Here is a 24614-nt window from a genome sequence, read left to right as displayed (position 1 = left end):
CGCCGTCACCGCAGAACCCTCTCCGGCACAGGCAACTGCCCGGCCACGGCACTGATTTCGGGATGGTGCAGGTCGAACGCCGGGGATTCGGAACGGATCCGCGGCAGGACGACGAAGTTGTGCCGCGGCGGAGGACAGGAGGTCGCCCACTCCAGCGAACGGCCGTAACCCCACGGGTCGTCGACCTCGACCTTCTCGCCGTACTTCGCCGTCTTCCACACGTTGTAGAAGAACGGCAGCAGGGACAGCCCGAGGACGAAGGAGAAGATGCTGGACACCGTGTTCAGGACCGTCAGTCCTTCCACGGCCAGATAGTCGGGAATCCGGCGCTGCATACCGTTCGTGCCCAGCCAGTGCTGGACGAGGAAGGTGCCGTGGAAGCCGATGAACAGCGTCCAGAAGGTGATCTTGCCGAGGCGTTCGTCGAGCATCTTGCCGGTGAACTTCGGCCACCAGAAGTGGAAGCCGGAGAACATCGCGAACACGACCGTGCCGAACACCACGTAGTGGAAGTGCGCCACCACGAAGTAGCTGTCGGAGACGTGGAAGTCCATCGGCGGCGAGGCCAGGATGACACCGGTCAGACCACCGAAGGTGAAGGTGATCAGGAAGCCCGTCGCCCACAGCATCGGGGTCTCGAAGGACAACGATCCCTTCCACATCGTGCCGATCCAGTTGAAGAACTTCACACCCGTTGGCACGGCGATGAGGAACGTCATGAAGGAGAAGAACGGCAGCAGCACACCGCCGGTGACGTACATGTGGTGGGCCCACACCGTCACCGACAGGCCGGCGATGGCGATGGTCGCGCCGATCAATCCCATGTAGCCGAACATCGGCTTGCGGGAGAAGACCGGGATGACCTCACTGATGATGCCGAAGAACGGCAGCGCGATGATGTACACCTCTGGATGCCCGAAGAACCAGAACAGGTGCTGCCACAGCAACGCTCCGCCGTTGGCGGCATCGAAGATGTGTGCGCCGAATTTCCGATCCGCCTCCAGCGCGAACAGCGCGGCGGCCAGGACGGGGAAGGCGAGCAGCACGAGGACCGCGGTGAGCAGCACGTTCCACACGAAGATCGGCATGCGGAACATGGTCATGCCCGGGGCGCGCATGCAGATGATGGTGGTGATGAAGTTGACCGCGCCCAGGATGGTGCCGAAGCCGGAGAACGCCAGACCCATGATCCACATGTCGGCGCCGATGCCCGGCGAGCGGACCGCGTCGGAGAGCGGGCTGTAGGCGAACCAGCCGAAGTCGGCCGCCCCCTGCGGGGTGAGGAACCCGCCGACCGCGATCAGCGAGCCGAACAGGTACAGCCAGTAGGCGAACATGTTCAGCCGGGGGAACGCCACGTCGGGCGCGCCGATCTGCAGCGGCATGATCCAGTTGGTGAAACCGGCGAACAGCGGCGTCGCGAACATCAGCAGCATGATCGTGCCGTGCATCGTGAACGCCTGGTTGAACTGCTCGTTCGACATGATCTGCGTGCCGGGACGGGCCAGTTCGGCGCGCATGAACAGCGCCATCACGCCGCCGATGCAGAAGAACGCGAACGAGGTGACCAGGTACAACGTACCGATCGTCTTGTGGTCAGTGGTGGTCAGCCAGCGGACGGCGGCGAGGCCCGGGCGACGGCCCGCACGCGGGGGCGCGAGCGCCGCGGTGACAGTGTTGCTCTCCATACCCCGCCTGTGTCCGAGGCCTGTCCCGGCGTCACACTTGAGCGGAGCGACAAGGATCACCGCATTCAGGTGTGACGATCGAGGGATTGCCGGACACCTACGGAACATGAGCAACGACGAGACCTTCGCCGCTGCCTATCGCGAGCACTACTGGGCGGTCAGCCGGTACGTTGCGCGGCGACTGGACGGCCGGACGAGCGAAGTCGAGGAAGTGGTGGCGGAGGTCTTCGCCGTCGCCTGGCGGCGCCGGTCCGACCTGCCCGCGTCCCCCCTTCCCTGGCTGTACGGCGTGGCACGCAACTGCCTGTCCAACGCGGTACGCGGCTACGGACGCCGCCGGCGACTCGTCGACAAGCTCGGTCACGACGAGACCGCGCACGGCCGGCAGATCGTGGACAGCCCCGACTCGGAGCAGCCCGGCGCCTGGGTGCACGACGCGCTGGCCCGCCTTGCCCCCGCCGATCAGGAGGTTCTGCGGCTCACCACCTGGGAGGAACTCGGCATCGACGAGGTCGCCGTGGCCCTCGGCTGCGGCAACAGGGCGGCGGCGATGCGGCTGCACCGCGCCCGCCGTCGGCTCAGAGCCGAGATCGACAGCATGCGGACCGCCGTGGCCGCCGGTCCCACGACGCCTCGCCGCGACACCCCGAAGGAGCAGCGCCATGGCTGACGAACTCGAACTGCTGCGCCGCGCCAACCCGGTGCCGTCCGGCGACCCCCGCTTCGGCGATGGACCGCTGGGCCACGAGGCCGAGCGCCGCCTCAGCCGGCTCATGGGACCGGCGGCCGACGAGAGCCCGGGGCCAGGGCGCTTCCGGCTCGGCCGCAACAGCCTCGGCCGGCTTCTGCGAGGCCCCCGCCCCCGCCGTACGCGTCTCGTGTGGGCCCTAGCGACGACCGCGGCCGTCGCCGTGACCTCCCTCACGATCCTCCTCGCGGGCCCGAGCACCACCCCCGCGGTGGCTGCGCCGCGCCCGCTGGTCGTCCGGGCCGACTCCACGCCGGTACCGCTGGACCGGCTGGCCGAGCGGGCCGACGGGGCGGCGGCGGACGGTTCGTCCGGTCTGCGCAAGGGCACGCATGTGCAGTCGTGGAGCATGGGCATGTCGGAGGACAAGCCTCCGATCACGCTCCCCGTGGAGCGCATCGTGCGCTGGAACGCGGACGACAGCCACACGGAACTGGTCGTCGCGACCGACCCGCGCCACCCGGGCCGGCCGGTGCTGTCCGACGCGGACGGCGATCCGGACCTCGTCGACGACGGTCACGTCATCAGCGATCAGACCTTTCCGCCGAGCTGGAGCGACGCCCCGCCCGAGTCGCCGCCCCCGCACGACGCCGAGCGGCTGCGCGCCTATCTGCAGGAGGCGCAGCACACCGACACCCCGCTGACCACGCGCGAACTGCTCGACGCCACACGGCTGTTGCTCGACACCTGGACCCTCGGCCCCCGTGAGGACGCGGCACTCGCCCGAGTCCTCGCGGACGCCGGCGGACTGCGGCCCGTCGGCCAGGTGACCGATCGCCTGGGCCGGAGCGGTCAGGCGTACGTGTACGACGCCACCGGGGCCCGGCAGATGCTGATCATGGATCCGGTCACCGGTGCCGTCCTCGGCCTGGAGAGCACCGCCACGGCCGCCGACCCCGAGTACGGACTCGAGGTGGGTGACGTCATGGACTACAGCGCGTGGATTCGCTGATCAGGCACCGGTCTGCCGCGTGGCCGCCTCGACGGTCTGGGCCAGCAGCGTGGCGATCGTCATCGGACCGACCCCGCCCGGCACGGGAGTGATCAGCGAGGCCTGCTCCCGTGCGCTGTCGAAGTCGACGTCGCCGATGTTGCCGGGGTTGTAGCCGGCGTCGACGACGACCGCGCCCGGCTTGATGTCCTCGCCGCGGATCAGCCGGGGCCGCCCCACCGCGGCCACCACGATGTCGGCCTCCCGCACGACCGACGACAGATCGGCCGTGCGCGAGTGGCAGTACGTCACCGTGGCGTCGCGGCCGAGCAGCAGCATCCCCACCGGCTTGCCGAGGATCGCGCTGCGACCGACCACGACGGCCCGCTTACCGGCCGGGTCGACGTCGTACTCGTCCAGAAGCCGCATGATCCCGCCGGGCGTGCACGACGCGAAGCCCGGCAGACCGAAGCTCATCGCCGAGAAGGACGCCAGTGTGACCCCGTCGACGTCCTTCTCCGGAGCGATCGCCTCGAACGCCGCGCGCTCGTCGATGTGATGACCCATCGGGTGCTGCAACAGGATGCCGTGCACGGTCGGGTCGGCGGACAACTCGGTGAGCGTGCCGATCAGCTCGGCCGTCGTGGTCCCGGCGGACAGAGCCACGTGCCGCGACTCGATACCCGTCTTGCGGGAACGGTTCTGCTTCATGCGTACGTACGTGACGGAGGCGGGGTCCTCACCCACCAGCACGGTGGCCAGACAGGGCGCCACCCCCGTGCGTTCGGTGAGGCTGGCCGCCCGCTTGGCCGTCTCGTCGGTGATCCGCCGGGCGAGACCGGTGCCGTCCATCAGCTGGGCCTGGGGCATGAGCCGCTCCTGAGCGTCGTAGAAGATGCCCAGGCGCGCGGCGAAGACGTGTGCGTCGGGCCGCTCCCCGGTGGTACTCCACCTCAGCGCCAGTCACGGCCTGCCATCACCCTACGCTCCGCTGGGGTGTGGTTCTCGTCTGCGGGCCGTCGGTGGCTGGTCGCGCCCACGCGGCGGAGCCGCAGATGTCACAGCCCCGCGCCCCTTGAGGGGCGCGCTGTACCGCAGCGGAATTGAACGGTTCTGCTCAGCCGAGGGTCAGGAATCCTCCTCCGGCCCGGACGTCGGGTCCACGCCTGCCAGGAACCCGGTCGCCTGCGCCTCGATGCGTACGGCGCCGATGGCCGCCGCCCAGCGCGCCACCTCGGTCGCGAGGGCCGCGGCTCCCGCCTCGTCGCCGTGGTCGCGGGCCAGAACGGCCAGGAGAAGCTGCTGGGAGAGGGTGCCGGGGACGTTCCCCGCCCGGGCGCCGAGAGCGGTCGCCCGGGTCCAGCGCTCGCGTGCCCGCGCGTGGTCGAGGTCGTCGTGGTCGTGGTCGCCGAGATGCCGCAGCGCCTCACGGGCGAGCAGGTCGTCGCCCGACTCCCCGGCGCTCAGGGCGAGTTCGTAGTGCGCGGGCGCCGCCTCACGCTCGGCGAAGAGGTTGTCGACGATCAGGCCGAGGTACATCCGCGCCCACCCCCGGCGCACATCGTCGGCCGCCCGCTCGCACAGCTCCTGCGCACGCCGCCGCAGCTCCGCCAGCTCGACGGGATCCTTGCCCGCGGGCCCGAACCGGAACGTGCCGTCACCGAGGAGCAGCCGGAAGTACGTGTGCCGCAGCCGTACGAAGTCCAGGTCCCAGATGCCGACCGGTGCGGTTGGTTCGGCCAACGCCCTGTCCGCGGCGGCGATCCGGGTGGCCGCGGTGTCCGTACCGCCGAACCAGTCGTGCTCAAGAGCGACCTCCGCCCCGGCCAGAGCGAGGGCCGCCCGGCCGCGGGGCTCGGCCGTTGCGGCCGCGTCGAGGAGAGCCAGAGCGCGCTGCCATCGTCCGGCCCGGGCAAGTTCACGCGCCGCGGCGACGACCTCGTCCACCGGAAGGACGGCTTGGGTCGTACTCGTCTTCGTCATGGCGAGGAAGGTAGTAATCAGAAAAACTATCCACAAGAAAACTATCGGGCGGTTGTCAGGACGTCAGGAGGAAAAAGGTGGGTGACTCGGTCGACCGGCACGTCGCGCTCTGGTCGAAGGAGCTCGGCTGGATGGACCCGGTCAAGGAGGCGATCTTCGCGCGGCTCGCGATCCTGGCGCGGCACGCGGCGCAGGCCCGCCGGGACACCCTGGACTCCGACGGGCTCAAGCACTGGCAGTTCAAGGTGCTGCTCACCCTGCGCAGGCTCGGCCCGCCCTACGAGACGAGCCCGTCACGGCTCGCCGATCTGCTCGGGCTGACCCGGGGCGCGCTGTCGGCACGGCTCGGCCCGCTGGAGGGCGCCGGCCTGATCACGCGTACGCACGACGCGGCCGACCGCCGCCGGGTCCACGTACGGCTCACCCCGGCGGGATACGACGCCTTCGAGCGGCACGCGGCCTCCGAAGAACATGGCGAGAACGCGCTGCTCTCAGTGCTGTCAGAAGGAGAGAAGCGGACACTCGCCGACCTGCTCCGGAAGCTGGTCGAGGCCGCAGAGGCCGCAGAGGCCGCCCCGGACGGGTCTGAGCCGAAAAGGTCCAGGTCACACGGGTCGTGATCCGGACCCTCGGCATACCCCTTACTGCTCTGTGTCGTCCCATGCCTGCAGCACCGTCTGGTCGACGATCTTCCCGTCGCGCAGCGACATCATCGAGTTCGCGAGCACCCTGGTGCCGTCCGCGTACTGACAGGACTCGGTGAAGGCGACCTGGTCGCCCTGGATCACACACTGTTCCAGCTTGTGTGTCATGTCGCGGCTGTAGACGTCGTCGAGCATCTCGCGGATCTGCTCGCGGCCGTGCATGACCTTGGGGTGGCTGGGCTGGGTGTTGCGGTCGACGACGCGCATCTCCGCTTCGTCCGCGTACAGCGACAGGAGCGCCGACGCGTCCTGGCCTTCGATGCCCCGGCGCAGGGCTTCGGTGTCGAAGCCGGAGCTTGTCGCAGTGCCCATGATGGACCTCCTTGTGGGACCACTCGCGAAGGCCGCGGCCCGGTATGGAGCGGGCCGTTGAGGGCCTCTCCCTCTGAGACTCCTCCGGCGCGGCGGCCACGGCAAGCGCAGGCGGACCGATGCGCCTGTCGGGTGGGGGGCCGTGCGCGGCCGTGTCCGTGCGCGGCCTGCCGACGTTGCTGAAGGCATGATCTCAACACGACGTATCGTCGCCGCCGTTGGCCTCGCCGTCGGCGTCACGGGCCTTGCCGTACCGTCCGCGACCGCTGCCACCACCCCGGAGACGGGGAAGGTGAACCCCATCGCGATGCTCGACTCGCTCGCCGTGAGCGACCTTCCCGCGGAGCACAAGGCCGAGATGCCGAGGGTCTCCGACCAGCTCGACAAGCTCAATGAGCTGAACGGCCTCTACCAGCTGGAGCAGCTCCACCAGGTGACCGACCTCGCGGCCCCCGCCATGGGACTGGTCGGGGCCTTCGAGTAGAGCCGTCGCGTACCGAACGGCCCGGTCCGTCGGCGTGTGCCTCGTGGGGAGGCCCACGCCGACGTCTTTCTGTACGGGTCAGGAGTGGGCCTTCACGTATGACTGGGCATCCGGGAGCCGGGCGGGCCGCCCCGGATGCGCGCGGGGGCGGTCCGGGTGAGGCTGAGGGCATGTCGGAACATCCCGTAGTGGTCGTGCACCCGCCGCAGGAGGAGGGCGGGCGACGTGTGACGGTCCACGGCGAGCCGATCGGCGTCGCCGTGAACCTCCTGGACGTCGTCGAGTTCCTGCGCCGCGCGGGCCTGGAGTTCGACGAGAACGAGGCCGCGGTGTCACCGCTCGTCGAGTGGCGTGGCGGAGGACCGTCCTACTGGGGCCCGGAGCCGCGCCGCCCCTGACGGCCGTGCGCAGGTCGGAGGGTGCGTGTAGGGGCCCACGTCCTTCCCCGGGAGTACCTGGTCCCCGGCGACTGCCGCCACGGGACCAGGGTGAATGCCTCCATGGGCACGATGTGCGGGGCCGCGGCGGCGCGGAGGCTGGTGGCATCAGGAATGAGGAGGCCGCCATGAACCGCCGGATCCGCATCCGTCCCACCCGCCGCACGACCACCGCGCGCGACACGACGATCGACCGCAGGACCCCCTCGGGCCGACTCCTTCCGTACTGACTGCCGTAGCGGCCCCCGGCGGACGTCAGCAGATGGTCTGGGTGCTGTTGACCAGGGTGTTGTTGCGGAACGTGGTGTTGTCACCGCAAGGGCTCTCCCGGATCGAGGAGTTGGTCACCCTGAGGTTCTGAACGGTGATGTCCGAGTTGTTCGGGAACTCCGAGCGGGCGGCCAGCCGGATCTCGCCGCCGCCCGTGACACTGCCGCTCTGGGCGGCGAGGTTCACGTTGTAGCAGTTCTCGATCAGGATCGCGTTGTTGCCGGTGTCGGAGATGGTCACGCGGTCGATGGTCGCGCCGCCGCTCTCGGAGACGCAGAAGACGCCCCGGCCGCCACCGCGCGCGACGACCTCGCCGACCCGTACGTTGGTCGGGTAACCGCTGCCGATCCGGCCGTTGCGGTTGGCCATGCGGAAGGCCGCGTAACCCGTACCGGCGCCCGCACCGTCCGCGTCGACCTTCGTGACCGTCGCGTTGACGGTCTGGTTCAGCAGGAGACCGGACTCGCCCACATTGCGCGCGGTGACCGTGCCGATGGTGATGCCGTCGACCCCGTACGTCTCCACGGCGTGGCTGCTCGCCCCGGAGACGTACACGTTGTCGATCCGGACGTTGCGCGTCCACTGGCTGGTGTCGCCGCGGTTGTCGATGCGTACGCCGAGACCGCGGGAGAGGCGCATGTCGATCTGGCCGAGCACGACGTTGGTGACGTTGCGCATGAAGATGCCGTACAGCGGGGTGCCCGTGAGGTTCAGATGCTGGACCTCGATGTCCCGGGCGCCGCGTGCGTAGACCGGGGCCTGGTCGCCGGAGCCCGAACCGGTGACAGCGATGGTGCCGCACACGTCGAGCACGGTGTAGCTCGGCAGGGAGACCCTGGAGCCGGCGCTGATGGCGCCCGAGCCGCGCACCACGACCCGTTCCTTCGAAGTGCGCCCCGCCATAAGGCTGTTGACGGCTGCCTGCATCGCGGCCCGCATGTCGGTACCGGTGTACGTGACACTGCTGCCGCGCCGGGCGGTCCAGGTGCCGCCGTTCAGTACCGCCTCCGCCTGGTACGAACCCTCGCCGCACGCTGCCGCCGCCTGTTGCGGGGCCGCGCTCGCGGGGGCCGTGAGCAGGGCTGCTCCTGTGAGCAGGGCGGTCGTGCACGCGACGGTGACGCCGGCCCGCCTCCCGCGGGCTCTGGCGGTTGTGGGGGGCTGGTCGGCGCTTGCGGTCTTGCGGGTGAGGTGAGGTGCGGCTCTGCGTCCCATCTCGACTTCTTCTCCTGTGTGGGGGTCCGCCGCCCGCGCGAATGCGTCGCAGCAAGCGTTTTCTATGGCGGGCGGTGAGTGTGGCAAGGGCTTTCTGCGGCGTCAAGAGGCCCGTGTGACAAAGGAGTTGGTCACATCTCGCGGCGTACGAGGAAAGCCAGCAGCGCACGCAGATCGTCCGCCGCGTGCGGAGCCGTGGGGAGGCCCTCGAGGCACGCGTGGACATGGGAGATGTGACGGTGGGCCTCCGCCAGCGCGGCGCTGCGGCCACCGGCCTCCTCGATCACGGCCGCGGCCCGGCGGGCGGCTGTCTCGTCGAGCTCTTCGGCGCTCTCCAGGAGGCGGGCCAGGGGGCGGACGGCGGTCGGGTTGTCGAGAGCCGCCAGGACCGGGAACGTCTTCTTGCGGCGACGCAGGTCCGCGTGGACCGGCTTGCCCGTGACGGCGGGGTCGCCCCAGATGCCCAGGAGGTCGTCGATCACCTGGAAGGCCACGCCGAGATGACGCCCGGCGCGGTCGAGCGCGGTGACCGTCGCCGCGGGGGCTCCGGCCAGTACGGCACCCAGGGCGGCGGCACAGCCCAGCAGCGCGCCGGTCTTGTGCTCGGCCATCGCCCGATACTCGTCGGGGCCCACCGCTTCCGGGCCCGTCCAGGGGCGTGACTCGAAGAGCAGGTCGTCGGCCTGACCGCTCACGAGATCGTTGAGCGCGGTGGACAGGTGACGGACGGCCGACGGGACGTGGCTGCCGGGCGCGGAGGCCAGGGTCTCCACGGCCAGGGCGAACAGGGCGTCCCCCGCGAGGACGGCAGGGCCCGTGCCGTACGCCTTCCAGACCGTGGGGCGGCCACGCCGGGTCGCGTCGCCGTCCATGATGTCGTCGTGGAGCAGTGAGAAGGTGTGCACCAGCTCCACCGCGACGGCCGCGCTCACTCCCGCGGCCGCGGCCGCCCCGGCCGCCTCCGCGCCCAGGACGGCAAGGGCCTGCCGCAGCCCCTTGCCGCCCGCCGCCGCGGCGGGTGCACCACCGGCCTCACACCAGCCGAAGGAGTACGCCGCCATCTCACCCACCCACGGGTGCAGCCGCCCGACCGCCTCGGCCAGCGCGGGGCGCACCAACGCCCGGCTGCGGTCGAGGAGTTGAACGGCCCGCTCGGCATCGGCCGTGGTCGAGACGGGCGGATACGGCGCGGAGGTCGTCATCGTCATCGCCGAACCTCCGTGCCTGCGAGGGTGGTTGCGGGGGTGCCGGCATCTGCGGCCTCAACCTCATCTGTTTCGGCGGCGGTGGAGGCCGGGCTGCAGGCAGTCGGCGTGGCGGCGGCCGGGGTCTCCGTGTCCACCGCTGACGGCCGGCCGGAGTCGGCGCCCGCGCCGGGCCCGGTACGGGGGCCCGCGTCCGGCACGGTGGCCGTCCGGACATCCGTATCCGCCACGATGCCGAACTCCGCCTGTGCGCGAGCCACCATCTGGCGGGCGTGCCGCAGGCCGATGCGTTCCAACACCTGTGCCAGATCGGCCAGTTCGGCGGCCGTGTCGTCCAGGTCGTGGCCCAGATGGGCGAGGGACTTGGCGAGGCCGAGCCGGGAGAGCGCCTCACCGCGGGGCTCGCTCATCGCGCGGAACTCCGCCAGCGCCTGGGAGTAGACGTCCCGGGCCTCCGCGTAACGCCCGGCCCGGTAAAGGACGTTGCCGCGCATCTTGTGGTTGTACGCCAGCGCGCTCGACAGGTTCATCTCCCGGCAGGTCACCTCGGCCTCGGCGAGCAGGCCGAGCGCGCGCTCGGCATCCCCGTCTCGGACGGACACGATGTCGGCCAGGCCGCGCAGCGCCCACGCGTGGCCGCGCCGGTCGTCGGCCCGCCCGGCGATCTCCGCGGCCTCCTCGAACATCGCGTACGCCGTGTCGTACGAGCCGGTGTTGCGGTGAATCTGCGCGATGCCCTCCAGGGCCCACACGGTGTGCCGCGCCTCGCCGCGCTTGCGTGCCTCGGCGAGGAGTTGCTCGTGCAGCGCGCCGACCGCCTCATAGTCGCCCTGGATCCGGCCCGTCTCCGCCATCCCGGCGAGCGAGTAGCCGCGTACGACGATGTCGCCGCCGCGCTCGCCGAACTCGGCCGCGAGCCCCAGCAGCCGCCAGGCGAGCGGGAACGCACCACGCTGGCGTGCCAGCGTGCCGCCGCTCCACAGGGCCCATGCCATCGCGGCGGTGTCCCCGGCCTCCCGTGCCGCGCGGTAACTCGCCTTCCACGCGCGGTCGGCGTCGCCGACCTGCCCGAGCCGACGGTGCGCCTCCGCGACCGCGAGGCCGGAGCGCGCCACCTCTCCCCGTGCTCCGGCGCGCTCGGCGGCGCGCAACTGCTCGGTGCCCGCGGCCAGTACGTCGACCAGGGAGGAGTTCACGGACAGGGTGGTGAGCGCACCTTGGTACTCGGGTGCGAATGCCTTGCCGTACATGCGTGCCTTTCGGTCTGCCGATGCTCGGACGGGCGGCGGCGGACCTGAGTTCGCATGCGTATACACGCTGTGTATACGCGATGTGTATAGTGTCCCGTTTTCCGCCCTGGGTCATGCGCCTTGGGTCGACGGGTCACTGGCGCCGCCGCGCCATCTCGTTGTCGATCAAGACGTCGGTGTCGGCGGCGGGGTTGCCTCTGCGGCGTAGATCACATTCGGGGCGGGGGAGCGGCCGTGGTGCGTCCGGGGCCGCGCACGGATTGTCGTGGTCGGCTCGGAGTGAACGGTTTCTTGGGAGCGATTCGACCGATTGATCCGAAGTGTGTTCTCCCGGTGTCGGCGGAGAGATTCCTGAAACGTCTTGCGGTTGCGGAGAGGTAAAATCCTGTCGGCGGTTCGGGGAGGGAGGGTGGGTAAAAGGGAAATCCCTGTGAATGAGCCGGAGCGACGTCCCGTGATGGAGTCAGTTGTGTGGGGATTTGTTTCTCGACATCGCGCCGCATGCGGATCTTGAGAGTGGGACTGACGGGGACTTCTGGCGCTGACATGTGAATTTTACAGAGTGGCCTTGCGCTGCCGTCCGTGTTTCGCAGGGGTGAATCATGACGCTGCTTTTGGCGGACTTGCGGCGCTGTCGTCCGACTAGAGTAGTGACTGATTGCAATTGGCCGGGTTTTCGGTTCTTGAGGCCCGGCGGGGCCTGGCCGAATCGATTCCACGGCGTAGCGGCAGGTCGACGCGATGTTGACCGGCGGGTAAGTCTGGCGCTAGCTTCCAACGGGTTGGTTTTCGCGTGGGAGTTTCCCCCCGACGCCGCGTGAACGGTGTTTGTCCGCGTGGGCCAATTCGTCGTCTCCAGGCACCCCCCACCGTGCAGTCTCACCGATTTTTTCGGAGAATCATGACGTCTGCTGTGCGCGCCGAGGACATGATCATTGGAATCACCCCGTTCGGTGAGCCAGAAGCCAGGCTTGCCGCCGCCGTCAGCCGTGCGGGCGGCCTCGGGGTACTTGACCTGGGAGTCGGCGACCGAAGAGCCAGAGAAGCGCTGGCATCTCTGAGTCGCTGGGCGCCGGGACCGTTCGGAGTGCGGGTCGGAGCGCACTGCCGGATGGCTCCCGGAGAACTCGGTCCCGGGAAACTCGAACCCGGAGAATTCGCGCCTGGAAAGAAGAACGGAAAGCCGGGAAAGCGAGACGGCGGTGGTCTCCATACCGTCGTCCTCGGCATGGATTCGCCATGGCAGATCGACGAGGTCACCGCGGCGTACCGAGTCCTGGTGGAGGTCACGGACCTGGAGCAGGCTCTGGTGGCGGTCCGCGCCGGAGCGCACGGCCTGATCGCCCGCGGCAGCGAGAGCGGCGGCCGGACCGGGGAGCTCAGCACCTTCGTCCTGCTCCAGCACCTGCTCGCCGAGCCCGGCGTGGACCTCCCCGTCTGGGCCTGCGGCGGCATCGGCCCCCGTACGGCAGCGGCGGCCGTGGCCGGTGGGGCGGCCGGAGTGGTCCTGGACAGCCAGTTGGCGCTGCTCGCCGAGGCGAGGCTTCCGGAGCCGGCTGCCGCGGCACTGCGGTCCATGGACGGTTCGGAGACAGTCGTGGTGGGCGGGCACCGGGTGCTGCACCGCAGGGGTCCGGACGTCCCGCGCATCCCGGCCGACGATCCGTCGCTCGTGTCGGAAATGCTCGGTGCCCAGGACCCTCTTACCCAGCTCCTGCCGGTCGGTCAGGACGGCTTCCTCGCCGCCCGCTTCGCCGAGCGCTGGGGCGACGCGGGCCGGACGGTCCGCGCCCTGACCGACTCCGTACGGGACGCCGTACGCGACGACGGGCCGGCCGGGGCACTGCGTCCCGGGTCCCCGATGAGCCGGGCGCTCGGCACGCGCGTGCCTGTCGCCCAGGGGCCGATGACCCGGGTCAGCGACCAGGCACGGTTCGCCGCCGCCGTCGCCGGGGACGGGGCCCTGCCGTTCATCGCGCTGGCTCTCGCGAGCGGCGAGCAGACGCGTACGGTCCTGGAGGACACCCGCGCCGTCGTGGCCGGCCGGCCCTGGGGCGTCGGCGTGCTCGGCTTCGCACCCGAGGAGACCAGAAACGCCCAGCTCGAAGCCGTACGGGAGCTGCGGCCCACGCACGCGATCATCGCGGGCGGACGACCGTCCCAGGCCGAGGCGCTGGAGCGGGCCGGGATCAGCACCTTCCTGCACGTGCCCTCGCCGGGCCTGCTCCGCCAGTTCCTCGACGCCGGAGCCCGCCGATTCGTCTTCGAGGGCTCCGAATGCGGCGGCCACGTCGGACCGCGCGCGAGTTTCCCCCTGTGGGAGGCCCAACTCGCCGTACTGGAAGACTTCTTGGACGACGCGGATGCCCAAACGGCCGAGCGCGTCGAGGTGTTCTTCGCGGGCGGCGTCCATGACGAGCGCTCGTCGGCGATGATCGCCGCACTCGCCGCTCCTCTGACCGCGCGCGGAGCCGCCGTCGGCGTCCTCATGGGAACCGCCTATCTGTTCACCGACGAAGCGGTGGAGTGCGGGGCGGTCCGGCCGCTCTTCCAGCGGCAGGTCATGGCCGCCACCCGCACCGCGTTGCTGGAGACCGCACCCGGCCATGCCACCCGCTGTGTGCCCAGCCCGTTCAGCGAGAACTACCGGGAGTTCGAGGCGGAGCTGCGCGAGCGCGGCGTGCCGGAGCGGCGGATCTGGGAGGAACTGGAACGGCTCAACGTCGGGCGGCTGCGCATCGCCAGCAAGGGCATCGAGCGGGACGCCACCGGTGAACTGGCGGCCGTGGCCGAGGAACGCCAGCTCTCCGAGGGCATGTTCATGGCCGGAGAAGTGGCCGTCCTGCGCTCGGCGACCACCACGATCAGCGCGCTGCACGGCTCGGTCACCACCGGCGCGGCGGGATTCCTCGCGGCCCGCACGGCTCTCCTCCGGGAACGCCTCGGGATGGACACGGCCGAGGAGCCCGCAGCGCCCGAGCCGCTGGACGTGGCCGTGGTCGGCATGGCCTGCATGTTCCCGGGGGCCCCCGACCTCGCCGCCTACTGGGCGAACATCCTCGGCGGCCACGACGGCGTCGGTGAGGTCCCCGCCGACCGCTGGGACCCCGCCGTGCACTACTCGGAGGACGCGAAAGGCGCCACTCCGTCCAAGTGGGGTGGCTTCCTGCCGCGGATTCCCTTCGACCCGCTGCGTTACGGCATCCCGCCGACCTCGCTGGGCAGCATCGAGCCCGTACAGCTGCTGGCACTGGAAGCCGCGCGGCGGGCACTGGAGGACGCCGGTTACGGGGAGCGCGGCCGGGGCTTCGACCGGTCGCGGACCTCCGTGGTCTTCGGCGCCGAAGCGGGCAGCGACCTTTCCAACGCCGCCACCCTGCGTGCCGTACTGCCCTCCTACTACGGGGAGGTTCCCGGCGGTCTGGACGGGCAACTGCCCCGGCTCACCGAGGACTCCTTCCCCGGGATGCTGGCCAACGTCATCTCGGGGCGGATCGCCAACCGGCTGGACCTGGGCGGCGCCAACTACACCGTCGACGCGGCGTGCGCGTCGTCCCTCGCCGCCGTCGACGTGGCGTGCAAGGAACTCGTCGGCGGTACGAGTGACGTCGTGCTGTGCGGCGGCGCCGACCTGCACAACGGCATCAACGACTACGTCCTCTTCTCCTCCGTGCACGCGCTCTCGCCGACCGGCCGGTCGCGCGCCTTCGACAGTTCGGCGGACGGGATAGCCCTGGGCGAGGGCATCGCCTGTGTCGTGCTCAAGCGGCTCGCGGACGCCGAACGGGACGGCGACCGGATCTACGGCGTGATCAAGGGAGTCGGCAGTTCCAGCGACGGCCGCTCGCTCGGACTCACGGCACCCCGCCCCGAGGGGCAGCGCGCCGCGCTGGAACGGGCCTACCGCAACGCGGGCATCTCACCGGCCGACGTCGGCCTGGTCGAGGCCCATGGCACAGGGACCGTGGTGGGGGACCGTACCGAACTGACCATCCTCAGCGAGGTGTTCACCGAGGCCGGGGCCAAGGCCGGTGGCTGCGCGCTCGGTTCGGTCAAGTCGCAGATCGGGCACAGCAAGTGCGCCGCCGGTCTCGCGGGCCTGATCAAGACCGTGCTGTCCCTCTACACGGGAGTGAAGCCGCCCACTCTGCACATCAAGCGGCCGAACCCGGCATGGCGGGAGGAGAGCAGCCCGTTCGCCTTCCACACACGGGCACGGCCCTGGGCGGTCCCGGCCGGGGAGCGCGTCGCCGGACTCAGCGCGTTCGGCTTCGGCGGGACCAACTTCCATGTGGTGCTCAGCGCCCACACGGCCGCCGAACCGCCCGCCCACGGCCTGGACAGCTGGCCCGCAGAGCTGTTCACCTTCCGCGGTACGGATCCGGCGGCGGCCCGGCGAGCCATCGAGGACGTACTGAAGGCCGCCGGGACCGACGGCCGCCCGTGGCGCCTGCGCGACCTCGCGCTGAGCGCGTCCCGCCGTGCCGACGCCCGCTACGAACCGGTCCAGGTGGCCGTCGTAGCCACGGACGTCGACGGGCTGATCGGCCGGCTGCGCCGGGCTCTGGCGGGCGAGGACGACCCGGCCGGGGGCATCCACCTCGCGGAGACCGGACGAGCGCTGGTCGGCGGGAGCGAGCAGGTGCGGGTGGACGTTACGCAGGCGGACATGGCGCGGGTGGACGCGGCGCAGGCGGACATGGCGCGGGTGGACGTTACGCAGGCGGACATGGCGCGGGCGGACGCGGCGGAGGCGGACGTGGCGCGGGCGGACGCGGGACAGGTGCCGTCCGGTCCGCGTCGGCCGGCGGTGGCCGACGGCAAGGTCGCGTTTCTCTTCCCGGGCCAGGGCAGCCAGCGGCCCGGGATGCTCGCGGACGTGTTCATCGCCTTCCCCGAGCTTCAGCACTACCTGCACCTCGGCCGCGACCACGCCGACGCGCTGTACCCGCCCGCCGCCTTCGACACGGCTGCTCGGGACCGCCGGCGAGCCGGGATCACCGACACCCGGGTCGCCCAGCCCGCGCTGGGCATCGCCGGACTCGCCGCCCACGCACTGCTCACCGCGGCCGGTGTACGACCGGACATGGCCGCCGGGCACAGCTACGGCGAACTGGTCGCCCTCTGCGCGGCGGGCGCGATCACGCCGGAGGCGCTGCTTGAGCTGAGCGCCGAGCGGGCGGCGGCGATCCTCTCGGCCGTCGGCGAGGATCCGGGAACCATGGCGGCGGTCGCGGCCGGTGCCGAAGACGTCGAACGGGCCCTGCGCGAGACGGGCGCCCCCGGCACGGTCGTCGTCGCCAACCACAACTCGCCCCGGCAGACCGTGATTTCCGGACCGACGGAGGCGATGGCCACCGCCGTGCGACTGCTGCGCGCGGCGGGACACCGCGCCGAAGGCATCCCCGTCGCCTGCGCCTTCCACAGCCCGGTGGTGGCCGCCGGCGGAGAACGGTTCGCCGAGGCACTCGCGCGCCGGACCGTGCGTCCGCCCGAGTTCCCGGTGTGGTCCAACCGCACAGCGGCCCCGTACGGCGACGACGCCGACGGGATCCGCGCGGAACTCGCCGCCCAGATCGGCGCCCCCGTCGGATTCGTCGCACAGATCGAGGCCATGTACGAGGCCGGGGCAAGGGTCTTCGTCGAGGCCGGCCCCGGCTCCGTACTCACCCGGCTGGTCACGCAGATCCTCGGCGACCGCCCGCACCGCACCGTCGCGTGCGAGCCGCGTCACGACAGCGGACTGCGTGGCTGGCTCGACGCGCTGGCCCAACTGGCCGTGGCGGGGCTGCCGGTACGCACCGGATGGCTGTTCCAGGGACGCGACGCCGTCGACGCGACCCGGACCCCGGAGCCCGAACGGCCCGGCTGGACGGTCGACGGCCAGCTGGTCCGTACGGCCGCCGGAGAACTCCTCCCCGGTGCCCTCGCACCGGCCCGACGCGTTGTGGAGACGACAGTGACGACGAGCCACGTGAACCACGGAGACGGCGTCCCGGCCGACAGGGACGCGCTGATCGTCGAATACCTGCGCACCAGCCGGGAGATGGTGGCTGCCCAGCGGGACGTGCTGATGACCTACTTCGGCGCCACGGCGGGGGAATGGATTCCCGCGCCCGTCGCACCCGCCGCGGTCGGCATGCGTCAACAGGCGGTACCGGCCGCGGAGCTTCCCGTGGCCCAACTGCCGGTTCTGCGGCCGGAGGAGGCCGCATCAGCGCTCGCCACCTCCCAGACGCGCGCCACCCCGTCGGTCACGGCAGCGGTCACGGAAGCGGACGTCCTGGCCGTCGTGCTGGAGATCATCAGCGAGCGCACCGGCTATCCCGTGGACATGATCGAGCCCGATCTCGACCTGGAGGCCGACCTCAGCATCGACTCCATCAAACGGGCCGAGATCGCCGGTGAACTGGCCAAGCGCCTGAGCGCCGGGGGCGGCGTGGACATCGCCGGGCTGGACGACGCGGAACTGGAGGACCTGGCGAAGGCCCGTACGGCCGCGTCGGTGACGGGCTGGCTCGCCGCGCGTCTGGCGGGGCCCGCCGAACCGTCCGGCGGTACGGCTCCGAGCACGCCGCCGGTTGGGACCGGGCAGCCAGAAGGGCCACGGAACGGCACAGCGGTCGGGCAGACCGAGACGCCAGAGTTGGTGGAGGTCGCAGGCGAGGCGCCGAAGCGGTTTCAGCTCCGGCCCGTCCTGCTGGAGCAGCAGGACGGTGACGGCTCGGCGGACCCGTCCGCCGTACTGGCCGGGAAGCGGTTCGTCCTGCTCGGCTACGAGAGCGAGGACGTGTCCCGGGAGGTGTTCTCCCGGCTGGCGGCGCACGGAGCCGACGCCGTGATCCTCCGCCCGGAGCACCTGCTCACCGAAGCGGACGGCCGGGTGGACGGGGTGCTGTACCTCGGCTCCCTCGCCGATTCCTCGTCACCGGTGCTGCCCCATGCCTTCCCCGTCTTCCAGGCCGCCCTGCGCCAGGGCCCGCGCTGGCTGCTCGCCGCCCGGCCCGCAGACGGGGGCTCCCCGGGCTTGCGGTCGGAAGGGCTGCACGGTCTGTTCCGTACGGTCGCACGCGAGTACCCGGAGACCGTCGCGCGGGTCGTCGACCTCGAAGACACCACTCCGGCCGCCGTCGCCGACGCGCTGGTCGCCGAACTGCTCGCGCCCGACCCGGCTCCCGTCGTCCTGCGAACGGCAGCCGGTCGCCACGGACTTGACCTCGTGGAGACACCGCTGGGCACCCTCGGAACCACCGGCGCCGGACCGGCGGGTGACGGAGCCGCCGAGGCCGCCGCCATCGGCCTCGACCGGGACTCCGTGGTGTTGTTGGTCGGCGGGGCCCGCGGCATCACCGCGACCTTCGCCGCCGCGCTCGCCGCGGCCTCCCGGTGCCGTGTCGAACTGCTCGGCAGGACTCCGGCGCCGACCGGCCCCGAGGATCCGGCCATCGCGGCCGCCACGGACCGCGCCGCGCTGCGTACGGCCCTCGCGACCCGCGCGGGCGGGGGCCTGACGCCCGCCGACATCAACCGCGAAGCCGAACTCGTGCTGGCCCAGCGGGAGATCACCGCCACCCTGGCGGAGCTCACGGCCCTCGGCAGCACCGCCCGCTACCACTCCGTGGACTTCCGGGAGCCGGACGCCGCGCTCCAGGCGGTGAAGGAGATCCACGCCGAGCACGGCCGGCTCGACGGTGTCGTCTACGCGGCAGGAGTGATCGAGGACCGGCTGATCGCCGACAAGACCGCCGAGTCCTTCCAGCGCGTGTACGACACGAAGACGAGCGGCGCCGAGACCTTGCTGACGGCTCTGGAGGAGTTCCCGAACGGGCCCGCGTTCGCCGTCCTGTTCGGGAGCATCTCGGCCGTCCTCGGCAACCGCGGCCAGGTCGACTACGCGGCCGCCAACGACGCCCTCCAGAGCCTCGGCGCCGACTGGGCCGCCCGCACCGGTCACCGTGCTCTGACCGTGCACTGGGGACCGTGGGCGCCGACCGGCGGTCACACCGGAATGGTCACCCCGGAACTCGGACGCGAGTACGCCAGGCGCGGGATCAAGCTGATCGACCCCGAGGAGGGCACCGCGGCGCTGCTGCGTGAACTCGCCTGGGGCGACGAGTCGGCCGGAGCCGTTGTCTACACGTCGTCGGGCTGGTGACATGACCGACCTGACGGATCAGCACGATCTCGCGGCTCGGGATGATCTGAGGGGACGTCAACTTCCGTCTCCTGTAGCCATCGTGGGGATGGCCGTACTGCTGCCCGGCGCCGCCGACCTCGACGCGTACTGGCTGAATCTGCTGGCGGGCACGGACGCCATCACCGACGTGCCCGACGGGCGGTGGGACGCCGACTACTACCGGCCCGATTCCGCGACCGGGCCGGCCGTCGCCGACCAGGTGTACTGCCGACGAGGCGGCTTCGTCGACGAACTCGCCGACGTGGAGGTCACCCGGTTCGGGATCATGCCGAACTCGGTGCCCGGCACCGAACCCGACCAGCTCATCGCGCTGCACGTGGCCGCCTCCGCCCTCGCCGACGCGGGCGGCGAGGACCGGCTGCCGGAGCGGCACCGCATCGGCGTCGTCCTCGGCCGGGGCGGCTACCTCACGCCCGGTCTGGTCCGCCTCGACCAACGCGTCCGTACCGCCGGTCAACTCGTGCGTACGCTCGGCGAGTTGCTGCCCGATCTCGACGCCGGCCAACTCGACCGGGTGCGGGCGGCGTTCACCGAGCGCCTCGGGCCCGACAGCCCCGAGTCGGCCATCGGCCTGGTGCCCAACCTCGCGGCCTCGCGCGTCGCCAACCGCCTCGACCTGCGCGGCCCCGCCTACACGGTGGACGCCGCCTGCGCGTCGTCGCTGGTCGCCGTCGACCAGGCGGTGAGCGAACTCGCCTCCGGACGCTGCGACTTGATGCTCGCCGGAGGAGTGCACCACTGCCACGACATCACGCTCTGGAGCGTCTTCTCCCAGCTCCGCGCGCTCTCCCCGAGCCAGCGGATCCGCCCCTTCCACCGCGACGCCGACGGCATCCTGATCGGCGAGGGCACCGGCGTGGTCGCGCTCAAGCGGCTGGCTGACGCCGAACGCGACGGTGACCGGATCTACGCGGTCATCAGGGGCACCGGCGTGGCGAGCGACGGCCGCGCCGCCGGTCTCGTCACCCCCGACCCCGGTGGCCAGGCCCACGCCGTACGCCAGGCCTGGCAAGCGGCGGGACTCGACCCCGCCCAGCCGGGATCCATCGGCCTCCTGGAGGCCCACGGCACCGCGACCCCGGCGGGCGACGCGGCCGAACTCACCACCCTGGCCGAGGTGTTCGGCCCCGGCACGGACGGTGACCCCGCGGTGATCGGTTCGGTGAAGTCGATGATCGGCCACACCATGCCCGCCGCCGGAGTGGCCGGCCTGGTGAAGGCAGCCCTCGCCGTCCACCACGGGATGCTCCTGCCGACGCTCCACTGCGACGACCCGCACCCCGCCCTCGCGGCCACCCGTTTCCGTCCGCTGGAGACGGCGACGCCCTGGGAGACCAGCCCCGAGCGGCCGGTGCGCCGGGCGGCCGTCAACGCGTTCGGCTTCGGCGGGATCAACGCCCACGTCGTGCTTGAACAGGCGCCTGCCGCACGGGCCACCGGAACGCCTGGTGTGCGGGCCAACCGGCACAGGACGATCACTTCCCCGGCCTCGTCCGCACTCCAGAGCCTGCCCCCGCGTCCGTCCTCCTCCCGGACCGCCGCAGCCGCAGCTCTTGCCACAGCTACCGCTTCCGTCGCCGAGCCGGAGCAGGTGCTCCTCCTCGCCGCCGACAGCCCCGAAGGCCTCGCCGCTCTGCTGGAGGCCGACGACTCGGCCCTGCTCGCGGCCGGTCTCGACACCGGCACCGGCCGGACGCATCCGGACGCGGGCCGGGCCCGGCTCGGCATCGTCGCCCCCACCGCCAAGCGGCTCGCCCTGGCCCGCCGGGCGGTCGCCAAGGGACGTGCCTGGCACGGCCGCAGCGACGTCTGGTTCACGCCGAGCCTTCTGCTCGGCGGCGGCGAGGACGAGAGCAGGGGCGGCAAGCTGGCTTTCGTCTTCCCGGGACTCGAAGGCGACTTCGAACCCCAAGTCGACGACGTCGCCGCCCACTTCGGCCTTCCCGGCGTCCCGGGGCCCGCCCCGAACGCCGAGAAGGCCCGGGTCTCGGACGTGGGCCGGCACGGATTCGGTGTCGTCGGTGTCGGCCGGCTGCTCGACGGCGCGCTGCGCCGCATGGGCGTCGTCCCGGACGCGGTGGCCGGGCACAGCGTCGGCGAGTGGACGGCGATGGTGGCCGCCGGGATGTACGCCGGGGACGAAGTGAGCGACTTCATGGCATCGTTCGACCCCGACGCGCTGACCGTCCCCGGCCTGTCCTTCGCCGCTCTCGGCGCCCCCGCAGGGCGCGTCCTGGAGGCCCTCGACGACGGGTGGACGGACGCCGGAATCGTCCTCTCCCACGACAACGCGCCGAACCAGTCGATGGTGTGCGGACCGCACGACGCGGTGGAGGAGTTCGTACGCTCCTTCCGCGCCCGGGGTGTTCTCAGCCAGGTGCTGCCCTTCCGGTCCGGCTTCCACACACCGATGCTGAAGCCCTACCTCGCGCCCATCGAGGAAGCGGCGAACCGTTTCCGGCTGCATCCGCCGACCGTGCCCCTGTGGTCGGGGACGACCGCGGCGCCGTTCCCCGCCGACGAGGCCGCCGTACACGACCTGTTCGTCAGACACCTTCTGGAGCCGGTCCGCTTCCGGCAGTTGATCGAGGCCATGTACGCGGCGGGGCATCGCGCCTTCGTCCAGGTCGGCACCGGGCAGCTCGGCTCACTCGTCGGAGACACGCTGAGCGGGCGCGACCACCTGGTCGTGGCGGCCAACTCGCCCCACCGCACCGGCCTTTCCCAGCTCCGCCGCGTGGCGACGGCACTGTGGACCGCGGGCGCGAACGTCACTCCCGCGCTGCCGCCGTCCGTACGTTCCGCCGGCCCCGCCGCCCGCCCGGCGGGAGCCGTTGACCCGCCACACCCTGCGCGGGTGGACCGGCCGACCGTCCGCCTCGACCTCGGCGGGGCGCTCATCTCGCTCGACGGCCCGGCTCTCACACAGCTGCGCGCCGAGCTTCGCGGCACAACGGCCCCGGGTGAAGCCGTCCCCACGGCGGTTGCCGCGGGCCCGTCGCCACTGGACGCGCTCGCCGCGCGCATGCCGTTCGCCGCCGAACTGAGCGCGCTGTTGCGGGACACGGCTGACACGGCCGCCGCACTGATCACGGCAGGAAGCCGCCACTCAGGCCCTGCAACGGTCCATGCCCCTGCCTCCGCCCCGGGGCTTTCTCCCGCCCGGCCAGCCGCTCCCACCCCAGCCCCCACCCCCACGCCCCCTACCGTCGGGCCACCCGCTGCCGGGCCACCTGGACAGGAATGGCGCACCGCCGTCCCCGTATCCCCGGAAGCGATGCCGTACCTCCTGGACCACTGCTTCTTCCCGCAGCGGCCCGGTTGGCCCGACGTGGCGGACCGTTGGCCGGTCGTCCCCGCGACCACGATCGTTCACCACATCATGGAGGCGGCGGAGCGCGCGGCCCCCGGTATGCGGGCGGTCGCCGTGCACGGGGCCCGGTTCGACCAGTGGCTCACCGCGACACCGGCCGTCGACGTACCGGTCACCGCCGTCCCCGACGGCCCCGGCCGGCTCGCGGTCTCCTTCGGCCCCCGCGCCCGTGCGGTGGTCGAGCTCGCGGCCCGCCATCCGGTGACATCCCCGACCCCGTGGCGTACGGACCCCGCCTCCGAGCGAGCCCCCGACCACACCGCGGCCCAGCTCTACTACGAGCGCTGGATGTTCCACGGACCAGCGTTCCAAGGGGTCACCGAACTCACCGCGATCGGCGACAGGCACGTACGAGGAGTGATCACCACCCCGCCGGCCCCCGGCGCCCTGCTCGACAACGTGGGCCAGCTCCTCGGCTACTGGATCATGGCGACCCGTACGGAACGGACCGTCGTGTTCCCCGTCCAGATGCGGCACATGCGGTTCCACGGGCCGCACCCGCGCCCCGGGACGGACGTGGACTGCCTGGTGAGGATCACCTCCCTCACCGACACCGTGCTCGAAGCCGATGTCCAACTGGTCGTCGCGGGCGAGGTGTGGGCGGAGCTCACGGGCTGGCAGGACCGCCGGTTCGACAACGATCCGCAGACCAGGCCCGTAGAGCGGTTCCCCGAACGCAACACGCTCTCCCAGGCGCGGCCCGGCGGCTGGTCCCTCCTCCACGAGCGCTGGCCCGACCTCGCCTCGCGCGACCTGATCATGCGCAACTCCCTCAGCGGCGCGGAGCGTTCGGAGTACGAGCGGCACGCTCCCCGGGGCCGCAGACAGTGGCTGCTCGGGCGGATCGCGGCCAAGGACGCCATACGGCAGTGGCTGTGGGACCAGGGCGAAGGACCGGTCTTCCCGGCCGAGATCCGGGTGCGCAACGACGAGTCGGGCCGCCCGTACGTCACGGGACTGCACGGCCGGACCCTGCCCTTGCTGGACGTCTCGCTGGCCCATCGCGCGGAGGCCGGGGTCGCCATCGTACGGCCGCACAGGCCCGAGCCGGGGCCGGGCATCGACATCGAAGAGGTCGTCGAGCGGGACGCGCAGACCCGCGCCGTCGCCCTCGGCGAGGACGAGTTGAGGCTGCTGGGCGCCCGGTGTGCCGCCACCGGCGAATCGGAGGCGCTGTGGTTCACCCGGTTCTGGGCGGCCAAGGAAGCGGTCGCCAAGGCGGAGGGCACCGGCTTCCGGGGACGCCCCCGGGACTTCACCGTGCTCGAAGCGACGGCCGGGAACGCCGAGGACGCCGGGGACGCAGGGGTCCGGCTGTTGGTCTCGGGGCGCCTCGAACGCGCGTACACCGTGCACTGCGAGCGGATCGGCAACCCGCCGGGACTGCCGGACAGGGACTACGTCGTGGCCTGGACGACCGGACCCACGGACGAAGAACCGACGTACCAAGAGCCGACGTACCAAGAGGAGAGCGATCGATGAACCCGAGTCAGTCGACCGGCGCGGCCGACGACGACCCCGTGCGCGCGGACGAGGAATCGGTCCTCGCCGATCTCACCGGCATGCTCGCGATCCTCCTCGACGAGTACGGCCTCGACGACGTCGAGGTCCGCATGGAGACCACGTTCAACCGCGATCTGGAACTGGAGAGCATCGACCTCGTGACCCTGGCGGGCCTCCTGGAGGAGCGGTACGGGGAACGGGTCAACTTCGCCGAGTTCCTGGCCGGTATGGAGTTCGACGAGATCATCGAACTCACCGTCGGCAGGCTCGTCGAGCACGTAGTGCGGAGCCTCGAAGCGGCGGAGGCGGTCTGA

General features: G+C 71.6%; 15 protein-coding genes and 1 riboswitch. Of the genes, 8 read left to right on the top strand and 7 right to left on the bottom strand.

Annotated features, from left to right (window positions below):
- Nucleotides 1-5: 5 nt before the first annotated feature.
- Nucleotides 6-1688: an aa3-type cytochrome oxidase subunit I gene (ctaD, locus tag QF035_RS07090; protein WP_307519028.1), complete on the bottom strand. Its 1683-nt coding sequence runs from the start codon at nt 1686-1688 to the stop codon at nt 6-8.
- Nucleotides 1689-1794: 106 nt separating this feature from the next.
- Between ctaD and QF035_RS07085 the strand changes: the two genes are divergently transcribed.
- Both QF035_RS07085 and QF035_RS07080 read left to right on the top strand, forming a co-directional pair.
- The gene (locus QF035_RS07085) at nt 1795-2358 is read left to right on the top strand and encodes an RNA polymerase sigma factor (RefSeq protein WP_307519027.1); all 564 of its coding nucleotides are present in this window, start codon (nt 1795-1797) and stop codon (nt 2356-2358) included.
- Complete coding sequence (locus tag QF035_RS07080) at nt 2351-3388, top strand: CU044_5270 family protein (RefSeq protein WP_307519026.1); 1038 nt, start codon at nt 2351-2353, stop codon at nt 3386-3388. Before QF035_RS07085 ends, QF035_RS07080 begins: the two co-directional genes overlap by 8 nt.
- Here the strand turns inward: QF035_RS07080 and QF035_RS07075 are convergent, their stop codons facing one another.
- Both QF035_RS07075 and QF035_RS07070 read right to left on the bottom strand, forming a co-directional pair.
- Nucleotides 3389-4237, bottom strand: a complete 849-nt coding sequence (locus QF035_RS07075; protein ID WP_307519025.1) for a bifunctional 5,10-methylenetetrahydrofolate dehydrogenase/5,10-methenyltetrahydrofolate cyclohydrolase — start codon at nt 4235-4237, stop codon at nt 3389-3391.
- Between the two features lie 20 nt (nt 4238-4257).
- Nucleotides 4258-4344, bottom strand: a riboswitch (ZMP/ZTP riboswitch).
- Nucleotides 4345-4495: 151 nt separating this feature from the next.
- Nucleotides 4496-5350, bottom strand: a complete 855-nt coding sequence (locus QF035_RS07070; RefSeq protein WP_307519023.1) for a hypothetical protein — start codon at nt 5348-5350, stop codon at nt 4496-4498.
- Between the two features lie 77 nt (nt 5351-5427).
- Here QF035_RS07070 and QF035_RS07065 point away from each other — a divergent pair, with 77 nt between their 5' ends.
- Nucleotides 5428-5970 carry a MarR family winged helix-turn-helix transcriptional regulator gene (locus tag QF035_RS07065; RefSeq protein WP_307519021.1) on the top strand — a complete coding sequence of 181 codons (543 nt, stop codon included), beginning with the start codon at nt 5428-5430 and terminating at the stop codon, nt 5968-5970.
- 21 nt (nt 5971-5991) lie between these two features.
- Here QF035_RS07065 and QF035_RS07060 read toward each other — a convergent pair whose 3' ends face one another.
- Nucleotides 5992-6366 carry a nuclear transport factor 2 family protein gene (locus tag QF035_RS07060; RefSeq protein WP_307519020.1) on the bottom strand — a complete coding sequence of 125 codons (375 nt, stop codon included), beginning with the start codon at nt 6364-6366 and terminating at the stop codon, nt 5992-5994.
- Between the two features lie 187 nt (nt 6367-6553).
- Here QF035_RS07060 and QF035_RS07055 point away from each other — a divergent pair, with 187 nt between their 5' ends.
- Nucleotides 6554-6850 (top strand): hypothetical protein, encoded by a 297-nt coding sequence (locus QF035_RS07055; RefSeq protein WP_307519019.1) that lies wholly within the window; start codon nt 6554-6556, stop codon nt 6848-6850.
- A gap of 170 nt (nt 6851-7020) precedes the next feature.
- Complete coding sequence (locus QF035_RS07050) at nt 7021-7248, top strand: hypothetical protein (protein WP_307519017.1); 228 nt, start codon at nt 7021-7023, stop codon at nt 7246-7248.
- A gap of 294 nt (nt 7249-7542) precedes the next feature.
- Here the strand turns inward: QF035_RS07050 and QF035_RS07045 are convergent, their stop codons facing one another.
- From QF035_RS07045 to QF035_RS07035, 3 genes are all read right to left on the bottom strand, one after another.
- Complete coding sequence (locus QF035_RS07045) at nt 7543-8772, bottom strand: hypothetical protein (RefSeq protein WP_307519016.1); 1230 nt, start codon at nt 8770-8772, stop codon at nt 7543-7545.
- 131 nt (nt 8773-8903) lie between these two features.
- Nucleotides 8904-9980: a polyprenyl synthetase family protein gene (locus QF035_RS07040; RefSeq protein WP_373466611.1), complete on the bottom strand. Its 1077-nt coding sequence runs from the start codon at nt 9978-9980 to the stop codon at nt 8904-8906.
- Nucleotides 9977-11227 (bottom strand): tetratricopeptide repeat protein, encoded by a 1251-nt coding sequence (locus QF035_RS07035; protein WP_307519014.1) that lies wholly within the window; start codon nt 11225-11227, stop codon nt 9977-9979. The genes QF035_RS07040 and QF035_RS07035 overlap by 4 nt, the downstream gene beginning before the upstream one ends.
- 901 nt (nt 11228-12128) lie before the next feature.
- Between QF035_RS07035 and QF035_RS07030 the strand changes: the two genes are divergently transcribed.
- The 3 genes from QF035_RS07030 to QF035_RS07020 all read left to right on the top strand — a co-directional run bounded on the left by QF035_RS07030 (nt 12129) and on the right by QF035_RS07020 (nt 24614).
- Nucleotides 12129-19382 carry an SDR family oxidoreductase gene (locus QF035_RS07030; protein ID WP_307519013.1) on the top strand — a complete coding sequence of 2418 codons (7254 nt, stop codon included), beginning with the start codon at nt 12129-12131 and terminating at the stop codon, nt 19380-19382.
- 88 nt (nt 19383-19470) lie between these two features.
- Nucleotides 19471-24279, top strand: coding sequence for a type I polyketide synthase (locus QF035_RS07025; RefSeq protein ID WP_373466931.1), 4809 nt, complete (start codon nt 19471-19473; stop codon nt 24277-24279).
- Nucleotides 24276-24614: an acyl carrier protein gene (locus QF035_RS07020; RefSeq protein ID WP_307519011.1), complete on the top strand. Its 339-nt coding sequence runs from the start codon at nt 24276-24278 to the stop codon at nt 24612-24614. The genes QF035_RS07025 and QF035_RS07020 overlap by 4 nt, the downstream gene beginning before the upstream one ends.

This window comes from Streptomyces umbrinus, from assembly GCF_030817415.1.
GTDB lineage: Bacteria > Actinomycetota > Actinomycetes > Streptomycetales > Streptomycetaceae > Streptomyces > Streptomyces umbrinus_A.
The sequence above is the reverse complement of the archived record's forward strand: the minus strand, read 5'-3'. Positions and strand labels throughout refer to the sequence as shown.